Source organism: Nocardia exalbida NBRC 100660, assembly GCF_000308575.1.
GTDB classification, from domain to species: domain Bacteria; phylum Actinomycetota; class Actinomycetes; order Mycobacteriales; family Mycobacteriaceae; genus Nocardia; species Nocardia exalbida.
Window position 1 is genome coordinate 145,069 of sequence record NZ_BAFZ01000089.1, and the last position, 18,315, is coordinate 163,383.

Sequence of the window (18,315 nt, forward strand, 5' to 3'; positions counted from 1 at the left end):
TCACTAGCATGCGGCCGATCATTGATCCAAGTCACAACGTACTGGTGAAAAACCCGGCCTTCAGAAGGACGCATTCGACGTCTCCGCTCACGCTCATCGTCGAAGCCCACGCTGGTCGCCTCTTGCGAACGTGCACTCCTCGTTGGATCCGACCACTGCCGCATCGGATCGGCGGCCTCCCAACCTATCAGCGGCCATGTCTCAAGTGAAGGTAGAGCGTGAGCCGATGTCACAGCGAAGTGCCGAGCCAGGACGCGAAACCCACCAAGCCCTCACTCTGCCGCCGCTGCGCCGCAGCGATCCCGTGCACTGTCTCCCGCACCCCCGGATGCAGCCGAGTCTGCTGCGGCGCGACTGCACGAGCCTTGCTCAAGGCCACCAGCGCCTTGTCCGGCTTACCCGCCATCAACCATGCACGGGCGTTGTCTTGCCAGTGGTGACCGGCGCGCGGCGCGGCCATTTCCGCGGGCAGAGTCAGCGCTGCACCGTCGCGGGCCGCCTTACCCGGGTCGCCTGCCTCGAGTTCTACCGCGCATGCATGAACCGCCACGTTCCCGGGGCCGAAATCAGTGGTGTAGAGAGTGCTCTCGTGCAGCATCGGCGCGGCGATGACCGCTGCCTGGTCGATATGGTCACGCGCCAGTTCGAGGCGGAGCCCACGGGCAGCGACCATCGCTCCGCGCAGGTGCCCATATCCCCGGAGCACACGCTCGGACTCTGTCTCGCCGGGGACAAGTTCGAGGCCACGACCGACCAGCGACATAGCCGAATCGGTGGAACCATGGGCCATCAACAGGCGTGCCCGCTTCATCAATGCCCGCACCGCATACGCCGGATCACCGGTGTGGGCGGCGGCTTGGTCGAGCCGGTCCAGCACAAGCGCGGTGAGCGACGAATACCCCAAGCGGACACACACACCTTCGGCGGCGATGTATGCCGAGCACAGCATCGCGTAGCTCTCCGTGCGGACGACATCGCTGTCGGCGAACTCGATCGCACCGTGCAACTGCCGGATCAGTCGCGGCAGCTTGATCAGCGCATGCCGCGTGCGGTCGGTGTGCATGGCCTTGTTGACAGCGGCTAGATCAGCGAGCAGCACGTCACGGGCAGGTGGTTGCTCGGCACGCACGTAGCCACCTTCAGCCAGTAGCACCCGCAGTTCTTCCAGTCCGGCAAGGGGCCCGTCTTCGGCGAGGGTCTCCAAATAGGGCGTGCCCTGCAATCGGTCCGGGTCGATACCGAGGGCTTTTGCGACGGCGGCCACGAACCCAGCCGATGCGGCTTCCCGGCCCTGCTCGACGGCCTTGACCATCGATAGCGAGTAGCCCGCCCGCTTCGCGAGCGCAACTTGACTCAATCCGGTCAACTTGCGCTCGGATGCAAGGGCTTTCCCTATGTGTCCGCTCATCCTGCGAGGGTAAATCGTTTTCCCCGGGCTGTCCCCTGTCTGTCCCTCGGCGAGCTTGCCGCAAGCGAACGTTTCTGGCAGGCCCCGACGCCGGGTGAGTCCCCGCACTCCCCGGCGTCGGGTGCTACCCAACCACACCACAATGCCGAGGGGTCACCGAATGCCCGCAGAGCTCGCAACCGTCCTGATCGTCATCGCCGCTGTCGGCGGTCTGCTGATCCTGCTGTTCTGGGTCCTGCCGTGGCTACTCGAGCTGGGCGACGATCCCGACGAACAGGTCCCCTTCCGTGAGGTCATGGACCGCATCGAGAGCGAGGACAAGCGATGACGACTCGGCGTTCGTGGATCGAAGACTACTGCGAGGACGGCAACGAGCCCGCGGACGAGCAGCACGCGCAAGGCCTGACGAAGTTACACGCGAGCTGCACACCGCCTTGCCCGCGGAAGCTTGTCGCCGAGCGGCACCTCCGTGAGCGATGCGCAGGCAGTGAGCCGGACAGTACGGCGATCGACGGGTAAGTTGCGCCCAACGGGTTACGTCGGGCGACGACCGGACGGCGACCGTTACAAATGTTGCGGTCTCCCAGCTCCCACCGCGGCGTAGCGGCATGAAAAAGGCCCCTCACCTGCGATGCAAGTGAGGGGCCTTGTCGTGGAGCTGCCGGGAATCGAACCCGGGTCCTCCGCCGCGTCTCCAGGGCTTCTCCGTGTGCAGTCCGCTGTGCCTCTACTCGGATCTCCGGGTCCCGCGAACAAGCCCGGATGGCGATCCCAGTCGCTGTTCGATGTCCCGTCCTACTCCGCGACCGAGTAGGACGGTTAGCCCTCTAGCTGATGCCGGCACCGGAGCCGAGGGCATGCCCCGGGCCGACAGAGACGCTTCGCTGGTTAGGCAGCGAGAGCGTACTCGCGCTGATGAGAATCGGCGCTTAATTGGTTGCAACGACGCTTACGGTGGTCTCTTGCCTGCACCGACACGCTTCCCCTAGATCTACGTACGCAGTCGAAACCGTTCAGCCCCGTACGCCCCGGCGTCTTGCCGGGCTGTTCATGTTAACACCGGCGAGAGGCCGGATCATCCCGATATCCGGGCGTGGTGGACCCCACACCGGCCGCGTCGGCCGGGGCCGCTGATGCGGGTGAGGTAGGTGGGAACCGTGGGGCGGAGGATGCCTTCTGAGTCGATACGTTCCCGGACCGGAACCTCCGAACTCCCCGCCCTCGGGCGGTGGCGAGAACGCACCGTGTTCTCTGTTCCTCCGATATGGTCCGGGGGTCACGGCACGCAGCTCAACCGGATCTCCGTCACCGCCCGCTCGAACACCCATCCTTCCCGGATGCTGGTAGCCGGTTCTCCGGGCCCGGCGAGGAACCCGACTTACACTGCACGAGCCGTACGATCGGCTCTGAGCAGCGGATCTCGATTTCAGACTAAGGAAACACTTTGGCAGTTCGCACCATTCGGGACAGGTTGCTGCGCTTGTCCGCCCTCACCGCCATCGCCGGACTCGTCCTGACCGGATGCTCTGTCCTGGGCGACAAATCGGCCGCCGCGTCCGAATCCGGGGTCACCTCCGATCCGTGTCCGAACGCGGTCGACTCCCGCAAGGGGTGTATCTACCTGGGCGTGCTGTCCGATCTCACCAGCGGGCCGTTCGCCGCGCTGGGCAAGGACATTCACAACGGCCAGCTGGCGTTCTGGAAGGCGGTGAACGAAGCGGGCGGCATCGGCGGCAAATACGAGGTGGACATCGCCACCTACACCGAGGACACGAACTACGATCTGCAGAAGCACGCCGAGGCGTACCGGCGAATCGAGCCGCACGTCCTCGCGCTCGCCATGAGCTTCGGCACCGTGCAGACGCAGAAGGTACTTCCCGAGATGGACGCGGCGAACATGATCGCCATTGCCGGAACCCTCTGGTCGGGTTGGCAATTCGAGAACAGCGACAAGGGTCTGTTGCTGGAGTCCGGCTACTCCTATTGTTCCGAGGCGATCATCGGCCTGGACTGGATCGCCGAGCACCAAGCGAAGCCGTCTTCGATCGCCACGGTCAGCTATCAGGGCGACTACGGCGGCGACTACGCCACCGGCGCCAAGAAATGGGCCTCCGCCAACCGCGTCGACATGGTGGCGCAGATCGACACCGAGCCGAACACCCAGATCGGCAACCAGGACGCCGCCGTCGCCAAGATCCTCAATGCCAGAGCGGATCTCGTGCTCCTGGCCACCGGCCCCGCGGAGGCGGGCGAGATCATGGGCAAGGCGGCGCTCGCCGGTTTTCCGGGCAGGTTTCTCGGCTCGGGCCCGACCTGGAACGGCGGCCTGTTGAAAAGCCCTGCGGCGTCGGCGATCACGACGCGCTACAACATGACCTCGCCGCTGGACGGCTGGGACGGCAACAGCGCAGGCGCCAAGAAGGCCAGGGCCTCGGCGACTCGCGAGCCCTCCACCTGGGGTTACAGCGCCGGGTGGATGTTCTCCTATCCGATGAAGGCGCTGCTCACCCGAGCGGTCAACGAAGACAAGCTGACCCGCAAGGGCGTCCGCCAAGCCGTGCACGGCCTGCGCGTCGACTACGAGGGCGCGATACCCGAATACACCTACGGCGCGGCGAAACCCGACCTCACCCGGCAGCGAGCGGTCATCGAAGCGCCGGATCAGACCGCGCCGCTGGGCGCGAAGACCCTGGCGACCGACTATCACGGCCCGACCCAGGACCGCGTCACCCTCACCGAGCCCTGCGTGCAGCCGTAAGCGAGCAAGACATGCCTTTCCACCGTAATCTTCGTCGGCTACTGCGTCTCGTGGCCGCCCCCCTCGCGCTCGGGCTCGTCCTGACCGGCGGCTGTTCGGCTTCCGAGTCCGCCGCTGCCCCGGGCGTCACCCGCGAAGCGTGCCCGCACGCGATCCACCGCGACAAGGGCTGTATCTATCTGGGCGTTCTGTCGGACCTGAACAACGGTCCCTTCGCTCCGCTCGGAAAGTCGCTGCAGGACGGGCAGCTCGCGTTCTGGAACGAGGTGAACAAGCAAGGCGGTATCGGCGGATACGAGATCGACATCGCGACCTACACGCGTGACACCGCCTACGATCCGCGCAGGCACGTCGCGGAATTCGAGAACATAGCCCCCCATGTGCTGGCCCTCGCGATGAGCTTCGGGACCGCGCAGACCCTGGCCGTCCTGGGCGAGATGGACGACGCGGACCTGGTCACCGGGGCAGGCACCCTCTGGTCCGGCTGGCAGTACCGCTCCACCGACCGAGACCTGGTGCTGGACGACGGCTTCTCGTACTGCACGGAAGCCGTGCTGGGTCTGGACTGGTTCGCGCAGAATCACTACCAGCCGCGCACGCTCGGCGTGGTCGCCTACCGCGGCAACTACGGCGGTGACTACGCCAGCGGGGCACTCAAGTGGGCACTGGACAACGGCGCGACCATCACCGCTCGGGTCGACACCGGGCCCAACCCCGAAGTCGGCAACCAGGATTACCCGGTCGCCGAGATCATGGCCGATCCGCCCGACGTGGTCCTGCTGGCCACCGGACCGGCCGAAGCCGCCGAGATCGTCGGTAAACTGGCGAAATCCGGTTACACGGGCCGGTTCCTCGGATCGACACCGACCTGGAACAGCGCACTGCTCAAGACCCCGGCCGCGCCCGCGCTGATGTCGCTCTACAACTACACCTCTCCGTTCGACGGCTGGGACGGCATGAGCCTGGGTGCCCAACGGGCCAGGAACGCCGCGCCGAGCGAACCGACGAACTTCGGCTACAACCTGGGCTGGGGGATCTCCTATCCGATGAAGGCGCTGCTCACCAAGGCAGCCGAGACCGGAGGACTGGACCGGCCGACCCTGCGCACGACCCTTGCCGGGCTCACCGTCGACTCCGAGGGAATGGCGGCGCAGCAGATCTACGGGCGGGACGAGCCCGACGTCGCGGCGCAGCGCGCGGTGGTCAACGTGCCCGATCCGTCCACGTCATTGGGGTCGCGCACCGTGGTCGCCGACTACCGCAGTCCGACCTTGAAACGGATATCGCTGCGCGAACCGTGCACGCGATGAGCCGCGCGACCGGCCAGGACGGAATTCGGGTTCCGGGAGGCGGACACTCGCAATCCGCGTTCTCTCTCACTCGGGCGGCGGGCATCCTTCGATCAGCCGTCGCCCGAGTCAGCCCGGCCTGCGCCGGAGTCGGCCCGGCGGTCGAATCTGGGCAGTCGCTCGGTGGACTCAGGCCGCGGCGATGAGCGCGACCGAGGCCAACGCCAGGACCAGGCCTGCCTGCTGCAGCCGATGGACCCGCTCGCCGAGCAGAACCATCGCCAGCAGCACGGTCACGGCCGGATAGAGCGAGCCGATGACGCTCACCAGCGACAGCAGCGAGCCATGGAAGGCATACAGCAGCGCCGCGTTGCTGATGACGTCCAGCACGCTGATATAGCAGGCCAGTCGCAGGGGCTCGCCCCGCAGCCGCCCGAAATCGCGGGCGGTCAGCGCGGTGAGCCATACCACCGCGGTGGCCGCGAGGCGCTGCATGAGCAGCGGCCACAGTCCGGACTGCGCCGATGTCTCGTGCAAGAAGACGAAGGCGAATCCGTACGCGACGCCTGATCCGATGGTCAGCGCGGCGACCTTGCGGGTGAACCGCAGTTCGCGTCCCCCCGTGATCTCCTCCGTCACCTCGTCCGGCGACTCCCGGCTCACCAGAAGCACCGCGACCAGCGCGAACACGATCCCCGCGAAGGCGAGCGGGCCGGGGCGCTCGCCGGTCACCAGCCCGGCGAGCACCGGAATGCCCGCGACCAGCACCGCCGTCAGCGGTGAGACCACGGCCATCGGACCACCGGCCAGCGCGGCGTAGAACCACCACACCGCGACACCGCTGGCGACACCCGCCGCCGCGCCCCACCACAGCGAGGCGGCGTCCGCGCTCCCGGACACGAACGGAAGCAGCGCGAGCACCAGCAGCACCGAGAACGGATAGGAATAGATGACGACGCGCAGTGCGGTCACCCGCCGCGACGCCACGCCGCCGTAGAAATCGCTCACGCCGTAGCCCACCGCGGCTACCAGCGCGAGCAGGACGGCGGTCACCGCATGCCTTTGACCCGCCGTCCTAGTTCACGGGTGACCTCTCGCTCGGCCGTGCGCCGGGCCAAGTCCTGGCGCTTGTCGTAGTCCTGCTTACCCCTGGCCAGCGCCAGCTCGACCTTCACCTTGCCGTCGGAGAAGTACATCGACAGCGGCACCAGCGTCTGGTTGCCCTCCCGCGACTTGCCGACCAAACGCTCGATCTCACGCTTGTGCAGCAGCAGCTTGCGCACCCGGCGTGGCGCGTGGTTGGTCCAGGTGCCGTGGCTGAACTCGGGGATGTGCAGCCCACGCAGCCACACTTCGCCGTTGTCCACCGTCGCGAACGCGTCCACCAGCGAGGCCTTGCCCTCGCGCAGGCTCTTCACCTCGGTACCGACCAGCGCGATTCCGGCCTCGTAGATGTCCAGAATCGTGTAGTTGTGCCGCGCCCGGCGGTTGGTCGCGATGACCTTGCGCCCCTTCTCCTTCATAACGGTCCACTCTAAGTGACCCGGCAACCGGTTTATTCCCGCAGGTCGCGCAGGCCCTAACCACCCTGATGCAGCACCACGTAGAGCGTGAGGACGGCGAGGAACGCGGCGAGCAGCGCCACCGTCGACATTCGCGGCAGGCCGGGGCGCGGTGGCGGTGGCCGGCGCCGCAGCCATACGTTCTCCACGGCCGGATCGGTTCTGCTGCGGACGTACGGCGGCGCGTCCGGGGCCTCACCGCCCATCGAGCCGGTAGAAATGTCATCGCCCGTGTCACTGGAACCCTCATCCGGTGCCATAGCCAGAACGGTAGCCGCCACGACGGCGACCCGCCGCAATTCCCGCGCGGCGCAACCCAGTTGGAACTCAGGCCAGGCGCCGCCGCCGGAACGCCTCGGCGGACGCGCCGGTCGTCAGGTCGACGGTGTGGACGCCCAGTTCGACTCCGTCCTCGGTGAGTTCGAGCACCATGAAGCCCAGGTCGTGATAGTTCTCGTACAGCGCACTGTGGCCCGCGCTCGGGGTGAGCCGCGGCTCGGCCCCGACCGTCTTGGCGGCCGCGCCGGACACGATCTGCCTGGTTCCCTTCGTTGCCGCCGTGGGTTCGAGCACCTGGAGCGAGTGGTCGTGCCCGGACAGGAGGAACTGGCAGCGGCCGATCACGTGGTCTTCGATGAACCGCTTCACGTGCACGCCGTTGATCGGCTCCAGCGACAAGCCCTCGTAGCGGCCCGCGTCCCCGTGCGGGCCGTTGTTCAGATACGGGTGGTGGGTGCAGGCGACTTTCCAGGTGGCGGGCGATTCGGTGAGAGCGCGATCGAGCCAGTCGCGCTGCTCGTTCATGAACTGTCCGTCGACCGCCCAATAGGGTGTGAAGACCGGCGGCAGGTAGGCGGCGAGCGGGTTGACGTCGAGGACGAAGAATTCGACAACGGGGTTCTGCTCGGGAATGCGCACCGAGTAGTAGCGGCTCGGCATCCACCAGCGCCTGGAGCCGGCGTGGTATTCCACCTCGGCGTTGCCGCGCAGCAGCCACCCGCCGTCACCGCCGAGCACCGAGCTGTTGTCGTGGTTGCCCAACACCATCAGCCAAGGGAAATCCAAACCGGTATTGGGATTTTCGAACTTGCCGGCGAACTGTTGGTCGGCGGCGCCGTCGGGTCCGTGTTCGTAGATGTTGTCGCCGAGCCCGAGTGCCAGCGAGACAGGTTCGCGGCTGTGCAGCGCGCGCATGGCGTCGGCGACCGCCCACTGGGTGCGGGTCCCGGTGCCCGCGTCGCCGGTCACCAGCACCCGCACCCGGCGCTCGGCCGGGAAGGGAAACTTCGTGACCCCCTCGGCGACGGGTACCGCGTGCGCCGGAGTGCGGCCGACCAACGTGGCCCCGGCCGCGAGCGTGGCCGCACCGGCCAGGAACTCCCGGCGCCCGATCGTCTCGCTCCGACTCACGCTGTCCTCCACAGTCTTCGACGGTCTCGCCCGGTGGCCATCCTCACCCCTCGTGTCCCGCGTGACGGTAGCGGCTCATTCGGCGCCGAGCACTTCGAGCACCTGTTCGCCGTATTTGGCGAGTTTGTTCTCACCGACGCCGTTGACGCCGCCGAGCTGCGCGAGGCTCGCGGGTTTGCGGGCCGCTATCTCGCGCAACGTGGCGTCATGGAAGACGACGTAGGCGGGCACGCCCTGCTCCTTCGCGGTGGCCGCGCGCCATTCGCGCAGCTTCTCGAACAGCGGCAGGTCGGTGGGCGGCAGCTCGGCCGAGGCCGCTTTGGCGGCCTTCGCGGCCCGCGCGGGCTTGGTCGCGCGTTCGGGCTCGCGGCGCAGCGGTACTCGCCGTCCGTCGAACAGCACCTCGCTGCTGGCCTCGGTCAGCGTCAGCACCCCGTAGTCTCCGTGGACGGCCAGCAGCCCGTGGGCAAGCAATTGCCGCACCACGCCGCGCCACTCCGTATCGCGCAGGTCGGTGCCGACGCCGAACACCTTCAGCTCGTGGTGGTCGTATTGCAGAACCTTCGGGTTCTTCTTGCCGAGCAGGATGTCTACGATGTGACCGGCGCCGAACCTCTGGCCACGTTCCCGCTCGAGCCGCAGCACCGTGGACAGCAGCTTCTGCGCGGCCACCGTGCCGTCCCAGGATTGCGGTGGGGACAGGCAGGTGTCGCAGTTGCCGCAGGGCAATCCGGGCTCGCCGAAGTAGGCCAGCAATTGGGTGCGCCTGCAGCCGACCGTCTCGCACAGCGCGAGCATCGCGTCCAGGTGCAGCTGGAGCTGGCGACGGTGCGCGGCGTCGCCCTCGGAGGAGTCGATCAGCTTGCGCTGCTGCACCACGTCGTTGAGGCCGTAGACCATCCACGCCGTGGAGGGCAGCCCGTCCCGGCCGGCGCGCCCGGTTTCCTGGTAGTACCCCTCGACCGATTTCGGCAGGTCGAGATGGGCGACGAAGCGCACATCGGGCTTGTCGATGCCCATGCCGAAGGCGATGGTCGCCACGACGACCAGTCCGTCTTCGCGCAGGAAGCGCGACTGGTTCGCCGCGCGGATGCGATTGTCCAAGCCCGCGTGGTAGGGCACCGCGGTGACGCCGTTCTCGGTGAGGAACGCCGCGGTCTTCTCCACCGAGTTGCGCGACAGGCAGTAGACGATGCCCGCGTCTCCCGCGTGCTCGTTGCGGATGAATTCCAGCAACTGACGCTCGGGGCGGTTCTTCGGCTCGATCCGGTACTGGATATTGGGACGGTCGAAGCTGGACACGAACCGGCGGGCGGTGCCGAGGTCGAGACGCTGGATGATCTCATCGCGCGTCTTCTCGGTGGCGGTCGCGGTCAGCGCGATCCGTGGTACGTCCGGCCAGCGCTCGTGCAGCATGGAAAGGCCCAGGTAGTCGGGCCGGAAGTCGTGACCCCACTGGGAGACACAGTGCGCCTCGTCGATGGCGAACAGCGCGACCTTGCCGCGATCCAGCAACTGCCCGGTGGAGTCGAGGCGCAACCGCTCCGGCGCCAGGTACAGCAGATCGAGTTCGCCCGCGATGAATTGCGCCTCGACGGTCCGGCGCTCGTCGGGGTACTGCGTGGAGTTGAGGAAGCCGGCACGCACGCCCAGTGCGCTGAGCGCGTCCACCTGATCCTGCATGAGGGCGATCAGCGGGGAGACCACCACCCCGACGCCGGGGCGCACCAGCGCGGGGACCTGATAGCAGAGCGACTTGCCTCCGCCGGTCGGCATGAGCACCAGCGCGTCGCCACCGTCGATCACGTGCTGGACGATCGCCTGCTGATCGCCACGGAAGCTGTCGTAACCGAAGACTCGGCGTAGGACCTGTTGCGCCGCAACGGATCCGGTGTCCGACCCGGACGCGACACCGGTCGCTACAGCCGCGAAATCATCGGGGGAAGTCACCCGGCCCATCCTACGAGCGCCAGGGCGGGGCGGTACCGGCACGGTTCGGCGTTCACCCTGGTGGGCGCCCGAGTTGTGCACATGTGGACAACTCGGATCCGGATCTTTCGCCGCGGCGCACCGACCTCGGGTTTTCTACCGCTCCGGCGGAAATCTAGAGGCTTCCCGCTCGGTTCGGCGCTGTTATGTTGTCGCTCATGGCAAAAGGGACAGGAATCCGGGTGCGCGCCGCGGTACTGAGCGCCGTCGCCGTGGTCGCCGGGCTCATCACGGCGATGCCGGCAGCACAGGCGGAGACATTCCCCGCCATGTGCTCGGACGGCTGGGAGACCACGACCGTCATCGAAGGAGTCGGCAATCTCGAGAATCTCGATTCCGACGGACGCGGCGGTTTCTACGTCACCGGTCTGATGGATGGTTACCTGGCGCACGTCGACGGCGCCGGGCGAATGACGAAGCTGGTCACCGATCTGCACCGCCCGGCGGGCGTGCGCGTAGCCGGGCGCTACGTCTACTTCCTCACCGGGGACGGCCTCAGTGAACCGCCGGGCACGCTCCAGCGCTACGACATCGAGACCGGCGCGGTGCACGTCCTGCTGACCGGGCTGAACGGGCCGAACGGTCTGTTGCTGCTGCCGGATGGCAGCCTGCTGTTCACCACCATCGGCCTGAGCGGTCCGAGCGGCATCTCCCGCTACTGGCCCGAGACGAGCGAGTACGAGCGGGATTGGTCGGCGCTGCCGCCGTCCAACGGCCTCGCGCTGGCCGCCGACGGCGAATCGGTCTTCGTCGACACCATGACGCTGCAGATCCTGCGTGTGCGGCTCGACGAGCCGGCGCATCCCACCGTCGTCTCCGGCATCCCGGACCTGGTCGCGCTGCCCGACGATATGGAGGCCACCCGGGCGGGCGCGCTGTTCGTCGCCGATCACATACTCGGCGCCGTCTACCGGGTGGATACGACGACCGGCGCCACCTGCGCGATCATCACGGGCCTGATCAAGCCCGGCCCGTTGCGCAATCCGCCGGACGGCGCCACGTCGGTGCGCATCGACCGGGACGGGAACGCGTGGGCGCTCTACGTCACCAGCATGGACGGCACCCTGCGCCGCCTGCGCCCGCCGCCGGGGATCGATCTCACCCCGGCGAACCCGGCGCGGGCCGGATAGTTCGAGAGACTTCCGGCATGCGGAGGTCGCCGCGTTGTCCACATCCGACGGGGGGGCAAGCCGTGGTCGAAGTGGCATCCGTGGTGGCGGCCACCCGGCGACGCCGAGCGACCGCAGAACAACTCAGCCGCGAAAGCGGTCGAGGACCTGCTCGTGCAGCAGGCCGTTGGTGGCGATCGCGTCGCCACCGTGCGGACCGGGTGCGCCGTCCAGCGCGGAGAAACGCCCGCCCGCTTCGCGGACGAGAATGTCCAGGGCGGCCAGGTCCCACAGCGAGACCTCCGGTTCGGTGGCGATGTCGACGGCGCCTTCGGCGAGCAGGCAGTAGCTGAGGAAATCGCCGTAGCCGCGCACGCGCCACACGTCGTCGGTCAGGGTGATGAACTGTTCGCGCAGGCCGCGCTCGCGCCAGCCGGACAGACTGGAGAACGCCAGGCTGGCCGAACCCAGCTCGCTGACGGCGGAGACCGAGATCGGCTCGGCCGCCTGCCCGTCGAAGCTCGACCACGCGCCCGATCCCGCGGCCGCCCACCAGCGCCGTACCAGGGACGGCGCGCTCACCACACCGACAACCGGTTCGCCGTCCTCCAGCAGCGCGATCAGCGTCGCCCAGATGGGCACCCCGCGCACGAAGTTCTTCGTGCCGTCGATCGGGTCGATCACCCATTGCCTTCCGCTGAATTCGGCGTCGCCGCCGAACTCCTCGCCGAGCACCGCGTCGTCCGGTCGTTGCTCGGACAACACCTGCCGGATCGCCTGCTCCACGGCCAGATCGGCGTCCGACACCGGCGTCAGATCCGGCTTCGCGTCGACCTTCAGGTCCAGCGCACCGAAGCGAGCCCGGGTGATCGCGTCGGCGGCGTCGGCCAGCCGCAGGGCGAGTTCGAGATCGGAGGAGTACACAGCCACGCTCCGCACCCTATCGGTCCGCCCGGCTGCCGCCGTTCCCGTCCGGCGCTCATCCCACCGGTTGCAGCGACCGTGCCGCGACCAACGCGCTCGCCCACCAGTGCAGTTGGTCGAGCATCGCCGTCGCGACGGCCGCGGGCTCTTCCGGCTCCCGCAACCGCCCCTCGTCGTCGAACAGCAGGTAGTAGCGCGGGAAGGACACGTAGTGACGCACGGTGTGCGCGTTGAGTTCGTTGAAGATCTGCCGCAGGTGCTCGATGGCGAGCAGGCCGCCGGAGGCTCCGCTGTAGCCGACGAAGCCGATCGCCTTCGCGTCCCACTGGGTGAAGTGCCAATCGATGACGGCCTTGAGGGAGGCGGGGATGCTGCGGTTGTAGTCGGGCGTGACGATGACGAAGGCGTCGGCCGCCGCGAGCCTGCGCGTGAGGTCGGTCATGCCTTCGGGCCGCGGCGGGTTCGGGTCCATCGCCGGAGGCACCGCGGGCAACTCCAGGGGAATGTGCGCCTCCGCCAAGTCGATGACGTCCACCTCGAACCCACCGTGCCGCCGCGCCTGCTCGCTGAACCATGTGGCCACCACGGGGCCGAAGCGGCCCTCCCGGACGCTGCCGATGATCACCGCGAGCTTCAAGGGAGCGTTGGACATGCTGTTCCTCCTCGGATCACGAAGCGGCCCGGCTCGGGCCGCCCACTCAATCTGCTGCCCGGCGCGCGGAGCAGGGAGACCGGCGTAAGAGTGGTAGTGACAGGGACACCCTCCAGGCGGCGCGCCTTGTTAGCTTCGAGAGGTGAGCGACAACGAACTCGGGCTCTTCCTGCGCAGCCGCCGTGAAGCGGTGACGCCCGCGCAGGTCGGCCTGCCCACCGGCCCGCGGCGGCGCACCCCGGGCTTGCGGCGCGCCGAGCTGGCCACCTCGGCCGGGGTCAGCGTGGAGTACGTCACGCGCCTCGAGCAGGGGCGTGACCGGCATCCCTCGCCCCCGGTGCTGTCCGCGCTCGCGGACGCGTTGCGGTTGAGCCCCGCCGAGCGCATCCACCTGCACCGATTGAGCAAGTCGGTGGACAGCGGGTTCACCTGCATGGGCGACGCGCAGCCGCTGCGCGAGGTGCGGCCGACGGTGCGCGCGATCCTGGATCGGCTCGAACCCGCGCCCGCCGTCGTGGTCAACCGCCTCACCGAAGTGCTCGCCTACACCGGCGGTTACCACCGGCTGATGGCACCGACCGGACTGTTCGACGGCCCGCACACCCCGCCCAACCTGGCGCGTTTCGTCTTCTGCCTGCCCGCCGCCCAGAACCTCTACCCGGACTGGGAGCACATCGCCGACGCGACGGTCGCCACGCTGAAACAGGGACCGTTCCGAGCCGACCCGCATATCGCCGCCCTCGCCGACGAACTCACCGTCACCGTGGGCCCGGCGTTCGCCGACCGGGTCGAGACGGTGCCGAGCCTGGCCGCCGCCACCGGCATCACCCGTCTCGCCCACCCCGAGGCCGGTTCGCTGCGCCTGGCCTACGAATCCCTCGAACTCTCCGCCGACGACGACCAGCGGGTGATCGTCTACCTGCCCGCCAACGACACCACCGCCGCCGCCCTCGACGCGCTCAACGGACGCCGTCCCGGCGGATTGCACGCGGTCTCGGGCTGAGCGGTCGGTATCGCGGCGTTGGCGGTCACCCACAGGCGGAATCAGTGGAGTTCGACACACCGCCCGGCCGGGCCCGGTCCGGCGATCCGGCAAGACGAGCGATCGGCCGCGACGGCATCTCACCGCGCTACAGAACGGTCATCTACCCTGCGAATTCCAATCGCCAACTGCGCCAAGCGCGCTCGCCGTTTAGGGTGGAAACCCATGAGGCGTCCGTCACAGCGCACCCGTCCCGCGGGGAGCCGGGAACGTGCGTGTGACGTCCCGGCGACCCGACCGGCCGGCCCGCGCACGACGGCGCCCACCCCCGGCGACGCCGTCCCCGGTCATCCCGCGCGCACTCGTGTGCTGCCGTCGCAGAGGGGCAGCTAGGCTTGACGATCGTGCATCCTGACGTTTCCGCTGATCTCGCCGAACTCGACGCCACCCTGAAGACGGTCGAATCGGTCCTCGACATCGACGAGCTGCGCCGTCGTATCGACGAGCTCGAGCATCAGGCCGCCGACCCCGACCTGTGGAACGACCAGGACCACGCCCAGCAGGTCACCAGTGAGCTGTCGCACGCCCAGGGTGAACTGCGCCGGGTGGAGGAGCTGCGTCAGCGGCTCGACGATCTGCCGGTGCTCTACGAACTGGCCGAGGAGGAAGAGGGCGAGGCCAGGACCAGCGCGCTCGCCGAAGCCGACGCCGAGCGGGTCGCGCTGCACAGCGACGTCGAGGCGATGGAGGTCCGCACGCTGCTGTCGGGCGAGTACGACAAGCGCGACGCGCTGGTGAACATCCGCTCCGGCGCCGGTGGCGTGGACGCCGCCGACTGGGCCGAGATGCTGATGCGCATGTACATCCGCTGGGCCGACCGGCACAAGTACGGGGTCGAGGTCTACGACACCTCCTATGCCGAGGAAGCGGGCATCAAGAGCGCCACCTTCGCGGTGAAGACGCCCTATGCCTACGGCACGCTGTCGGTCGAGATGGGCACCCACCGGCTGGTTCGGATCAGCCCGTTCGACAACCAGGGTCGCCGCCAGACCTCCTTCGCCGAGGTCGAGGTGCTACCCGTGGTCGAGACCACCGACCACATCGAGGTGCCGGAGACGGAGATCCGCGTCGACGTGTACCGCTCGTCGGGCCCGGGTGGCCAGAGCGTCAACACCACCGACTCCGCGGTCCGCATCACCCACCTGCCCACCGGCATCGTGGTCACCTGCCAGAACGAGAAATCGCAGCTGCAGAACAAGATCTCGGCCATGCGCGTGCTGCAGGCCAAGCTCCTGGAGCGCAAGCGGCAGGAAGAGCGCGCCGAGATGGACGCGCTGAAGACCAACGAGGGTGCGTCCTGGGGCAATCAGATGCGCTCCTACGTGCTGCACCCCTACCAGATGGTCAAGGACCTGCGGACGAACCACGAGGTCAACAATCCGTCGGCGGTGCTCGACGGCGACATCGACGGGTTCATCGAGTCGGGTATCCGTTGGCGAATGCGAGAGCAGGCGAGCTAGATGAATGTCGCGGGCATCCAGGCGATCGCTTCCACCGGTTTCACCACGTGGCTACGCGGCGCGGGCCTGGAGATCGTGCTGCTCATCCTCGGTGCCATCCTGTTCAGCCGGTTCGCCACCTACCTGAGGGACCGGGTCACCCGCCGGATCGACGCCGGATTCCACAGCAGCGACGCCCTGGTGCGCACCGAGGCGGCCAAGCATCGGCACGCGCTGGCCCAGGTGATCACCTGGGTGGTGCTGACCATCGTCTACGTGCTGATCACCATGGAGGTGCTGCGGCGGCTCGGCTTCGCCGTCACCGGATTGGTCGCGCCCGCCGCGGTGCTCGGCGCCGCGCTCGGTTTCGGCGCGCAGCGCATCGTGCAGGACATCCTCGCCGGATTCTTCCTGATCACCGAGCGGCAGTACGGGTTCGGCGATGTGGTCCGCATCGCGGTGACTGGAGCCGCGGAGCAGGCGGAAGGTACGGTCGAGGACGTCACGCTGCGGATCACCACGTTGCGCAACGCCGACGGTGAAGTGATCACGGTGCCCAACGGCCAGATCGTGAAGGTCACGAACCTGTCGAAGGACTGGGCACGCGCCGCGATCGACGTGCCGGTGGCCGCCAGCGCTGACATCACCAGGGTCAACGAGATCCTGCACGAGGTCGGTACAAAGGCGTACGAAGACGCTCGTCTGCAGCCGTTGCTGCTCGACGAGCCCACCGTCATGGGTGTGGAAGACCTCACCGTCGACCAGATGAACATCCGAATGGTTGCCCGGACGTTGCCGGGCAAACAGTTCGAAGTCGGACGCGAGCTGCGAGTGCGAGTCGCCGCGGCGCTGCGCCGGGAGGGAATCAGTGAGACCACGTAGATCCACGGCGATCCTGATGGCAACCTGGGTCGCCACGTTCGTGCTGTACGTCTTCGTCAAACCCGATGAAACCACCACCCCTCCGGCCACCCTGGTCAACGCTGTTCCGGCAGCGGTGATCACGGAACCGCCGGGCCGCTGAGCCGAGCGCGACGGTCCGCCGCCACGCTGTCCCCCATGGTTGACGACGCAGGCCGCGACCGGTTGCTGGTTACACTGGCTCCCCGTGATCACCATGCGGAACGTGACCAAGTCGTACAAGACCTCGACGCGACCCGCGCTGGACGACATCACCGTCGATGTGGGCAAGGGCGAGTTCGTCTTCATCATCGGACCGTCCGGCTCGGGCAAATCGACCTTCATGCGATTGCTGCTGAAGGAGGAGGCGCCGACGGCGGGCGAGATCAGAGTCGCCGATTTCCGGGTCGACCGGTTACCCGGCCGCAAGGTGCCCAAGCTGCGCCAGCGCATCGGGTGCGTGTTCCAGGACTTCCGGCTGCTGCAGCAGAAGACGGTGTACCAGAACGTCGCGTTCGCGCTGGAGGTGATCGGCAAGCGGCGCCAGTTCATCGACCGCACCGTTCCCGAGGTGCTCGACATGGTGGGGCTCGGCGGCAAGGCCGACCGGCTGCCGACCGAGCTTTCCGGTGGTGAACAGCAGCGCGTCGCGATCGCGCGGGCGTTCGTGAACCGGCCGCTGGTCCTGCTGGCCGACGAACCGACCGGCAATCTCGATCCCGACACCAGCGCCGACATCATGATGCTGCTGGAGCGGATCAACCGCGTCGGCACCACGGTGGTGATGGCCACCCACGACAACCACATCGTCGACGCGATGCGCAGGCGGGTGGTGGAACTCGACCACGGCCGCCTGGTGCGTGACGAGGCCACGGGCGTGTACGGGGTGGGCCGGTAATGCGCGCGAGCTTCCTGTTCGGCGAGGTCTTCGCGGGCCTGCGCCGCAACGTCACGATGACCATCGCGATGATCCTGACCACGGCGGTCTCGCTCACCATGCTCGGCGGCGGTCTGCTCGCGGTGCGCATCGCGGACAAGACCGAGCAGTACTTCCTGGACCGGCTGGAGGTGCGGCTGTACCTCACCGAGGACGTCTCGGCCAACGACCCGGACTGCTCGCAGGACCCGTGCCGGTCGCTCATGGCGGACCTGAAGGCCACCGGCGGCGTGGAGTCGGTCCAGTTCCTCAATCGCGAGGAGGCCGTCCGCGAGGCCAAGGAGAAGACCTTCAAGGACCAGCCCGAGCTGGCCAAATACGTCAGCGAGACGCCGCTGCCCGCGTCGCTGCGGGTGAAGATGGAGGACGCGGAGCTCTACCCCACGATCTACGAGAAGTTCTACGATCGCCCCGGCGTCGGCATGGTGCGCAACGACAAGGACATCGTGGACCGGCTGGTCAGCCTGTTCGACGGGTTGCGCAACGCGGCCTTCGGTCTGGCCGTGCTGCAAGCGCTTGCCGCGGTGATGCTGATCGCCAACATGGTGCAGATCGCCGCGTTCACCCGGCGCACCGAGGTCGGCATCATGCGGTTGGTCGGCGCGACCCGCTGGTACACCCAGTTGCCGTTCCTGCTCGAGGCCATGGTCGCCGCGCTGGCCGGCTCGGTGCTCGCGGTGCTCGGTCTGCTCATCGCCCGCCCGCTGGTGATCGACAGCGCCCTCGGCGACCTGTTCGCCAGCAAGGTCTTCCCCCGCATCACCGGCGACGACATCGCGATGACCGCGCTGGTCATCGCCCCGGTCGGCATCGTCTTCGCGGCGATCACGGCCTACGCGACGCTGCGCTACTACGTGCGCGAGTGAGCGCCGGAGCCGGTGGCCGCCGCGCCACCG

Annotated in this window: 18 protein-coding genes and 1 other RNA gene; 10 read left to right on the top strand and 9 right to left on the bottom strand. The window is 67.9% G+C overall.

All coding sequences use genetic code 11. The features are described from left to right. Positions 1 to 229: 229 nt before the first annotated feature. On the bottom strand, positions 230 to 1,516 hold the full coding sequence (locus tag ON29_RS21515) for a helix-turn-helix domain-containing protein (RefSeq protein ID WP_245549052.1): 1,287 nt from the start codon (positions 1,514 to 1,516) through the stop codon (positions 230 to 232). Between the two features lie 52 nt (positions 1,517 to 1,568). Here ON29_RS21515 and ON29_RS36015 point away from each other — a divergent pair, with 52 nt between their 5' ends. Next, positions 1,569 to 1,736: a hypothetical protein gene (locus ON29_RS36015; protein WP_157172849.1), complete on the top strand. Its 168-nt coding sequence runs from the start codon at positions 1,569 to 1,571 to the stop codon at positions 1,734 to 1,736. 322 nt (positions 1,737 to 2,058) lie between these two features. Here ON29_RS36015 and ssrA read toward each other — a convergent pair. Then, positions 2,059 to 2,429: a transfer-messenger RNA gene (gene ssrA / locus ON29_RS34335) on the bottom strand. A 423-nt stretch (positions 2,430 to 2,852) separates the two neighbouring features. Here ssrA and ON29_RS21525 point away from each other — a divergent pair. Together ON29_RS21525 and ON29_RS21530 are read left to right on the top strand one after the other, a co-directional pair. Beyond that, positions 2,853 to 4,166 carry an ABC transporter substrate-binding protein gene (locus ON29_RS21525; protein ID WP_040868856.1) on the top strand — a complete coding sequence of 438 codons (1,314 nt, stop codon included), beginning with the start codon at positions 2,853 to 2,855 and terminating at the stop codon, positions 4,164 to 4,166. A 50-nt stretch (positions 4,167 to 4,216) separates the two neighbouring features. Further along, entirely contained in the window at positions 4,217 to 5,476 is a 1,260-nt protein-coding gene (locus tag ON29_RS21530) for an ABC transporter substrate-binding protein (protein WP_245549053.1), read from the top strand. Positions 5,477 to 5,644: 168 nt separating this feature from the next. Here the strand turns inward: ON29_RS21530 and ON29_RS21535 are convergent, their stop codons facing one another. The 5 genes from ON29_RS21535 to recQ all read right to left on the bottom strand — a co-directional run bounded on the left by ON29_RS21535 (position 5,645) and on the right by recQ (position 10,377). Then, positions 5,645 to 6,508, bottom strand: a complete 864-nt coding sequence (locus ON29_RS21535; protein ID WP_174371850.1) for a DMT family transporter — start codon at positions 6,506 to 6,508, stop codon at positions 5,645 to 5,647. Next, positions 6,505 to 6,978, bottom strand: coding sequence for an SsrA-binding protein SmpB (gene smpB / locus ON29_RS21540; RefSeq protein WP_040868858.1), 474 nt, complete (start codon positions 6,976 to 6,978; stop codon positions 6,505 to 6,507). The genes ON29_RS21535 and smpB overlap by 4 nt, the downstream gene beginning before the upstream one ends. Before the next feature lie 56 nt (positions 6,979 to 7,034). After that, positions 7,035 to 7,277, bottom strand: coding sequence for a WLR motif membrane protein (locus ON29_RS21545; protein WP_157172850.1), 243 nt, complete (start codon positions 7,275 to 7,277; stop codon positions 7,035 to 7,037). Between the two features lie 67 nt (positions 7,278 to 7,344). Then, on the bottom strand, positions 7,345 to 8,427 hold the full coding sequence (locus tag ON29_RS21550) for a metallophosphoesterase (protein WP_040869055.1): 1,083 nt from the start codon (positions 8,425 to 8,427) through the stop codon (positions 7,345 to 7,347). Positions 8,428 to 8,502: 75 nt separating this feature from the next. Next, on the bottom strand, positions 8,503 to 10,377 hold the full coding sequence (recQ, locus tag ON29_RS21555; protein WP_217999257.1) for a DNA helicase RecQ: 1,875 nt from the start codon (positions 10,375 to 10,377) through the stop codon (positions 8,503 to 8,505). Between the two features lie 197 nt (positions 10,378 to 10,574). Between recQ and ON29_RS21560 the strand changes: the two genes are divergently transcribed. Then, positions 10,575 to 11,546, top strand: a complete 972-nt coding sequence (locus ON29_RS21560; RefSeq protein ID WP_040869056.1) for a hypothetical protein — start codon at positions 10,575 to 10,577, stop codon at positions 11,544 to 11,546. Positions 11,547 to 11,669: 123 nt separating this feature from the next. Here the strand turns inward: ON29_RS21560 and hisN are convergent, their stop codons facing one another. Beyond that, positions 11,670 to 12,455 (bottom strand): histidinol-phosphatase, encoded by a 786-nt coding sequence (gene hisN, locus ON29_RS21565; protein ID WP_040868862.1) that lies wholly within the window; start codon positions 12,453 to 12,455, stop codon positions 11,670 to 11,672. Between the two features lie 49 nt (positions 12,456 to 12,504). After that, positions 12,505 to 13,101 (bottom strand): NADPH-dependent FMN reductase, encoded by a 597-nt coding sequence (locus ON29_RS21570; protein ID WP_040868863.1) that lies wholly within the window; start codon positions 13,099 to 13,101, stop codon positions 12,505 to 12,507. 142 nt (positions 13,102 to 13,243) lie between these two features. On the opposite strand from ON29_RS21570, the gene ON29_RS21575 reads away from it, so the two are divergent. The 6 genes from ON29_RS21575 (at position 13,244) to ftsX (ending at position 18,285) form a co-directional block, all read left to right on the top strand. After that, positions 13,244 to 14,104 carry a helix-turn-helix transcriptional regulator gene (locus ON29_RS21575; RefSeq protein ID WP_040868864.1) on the top strand — a complete coding sequence of 287 codons (861 nt, stop codon included), beginning with the start codon at positions 13,244 to 13,246 and terminating at the stop codon, positions 14,102 to 14,104. Positions 14,105 to 14,487: 383 nt separating this feature from the next. Then, positions 14,488 to 15,603 carry a peptide chain release factor 2 gene (gene prfB / locus ON29_RS21580; protein ID WP_040869058.1) on the top strand — a complete coding sequence of 372 codons (1,116 nt, stop codon included), beginning with the start codon at positions 14,488 to 14,490 and terminating at the stop codon, positions 15,601 to 15,603. Further along, a complete protein-coding gene (locus ON29_RS21585; RefSeq protein WP_040868866.1) occupies positions 15,604 to 16,464 on the top strand; it encodes a mechanosensitive ion channel family protein in 861 nt (286 codons plus the stop codon). It abuts the gene before it with no gap. Between the two features lie 16 nt (positions 16,465 to 16,480). Beyond that, complete coding sequence (locus ON29_RS37515; RefSeq protein WP_281032555.1) at positions 16,481 to 16,606, top strand: hypothetical protein; 126 nt, start codon at positions 16,481 to 16,483, stop codon at positions 16,604 to 16,606. A gap of 84 nt (positions 16,607 to 16,690) precedes the next feature. Beyond that, entirely contained in the window at positions 16,691 to 17,380 is a 690-nt protein-coding gene (gene ftsE / locus ON29_RS21590) for a cell division ATP-binding protein FtsE (RefSeq protein ID WP_040868868.1), read from the top strand. Then, on the top strand, positions 17,380 to 18,285 hold the full coding sequence (ftsX, locus tag ON29_RS21595; protein ID WP_040868869.1) for a permease-like cell division protein FtsX: 906 nt from the start codon (positions 17,380 to 17,382) through the stop codon (positions 18,283 to 18,285). The genes ftsE and ftsX overlap by 1 nt, the downstream gene beginning before the upstream one ends. Positions 18,286 to 18,315 lie beyond the last annotated feature (30 nt).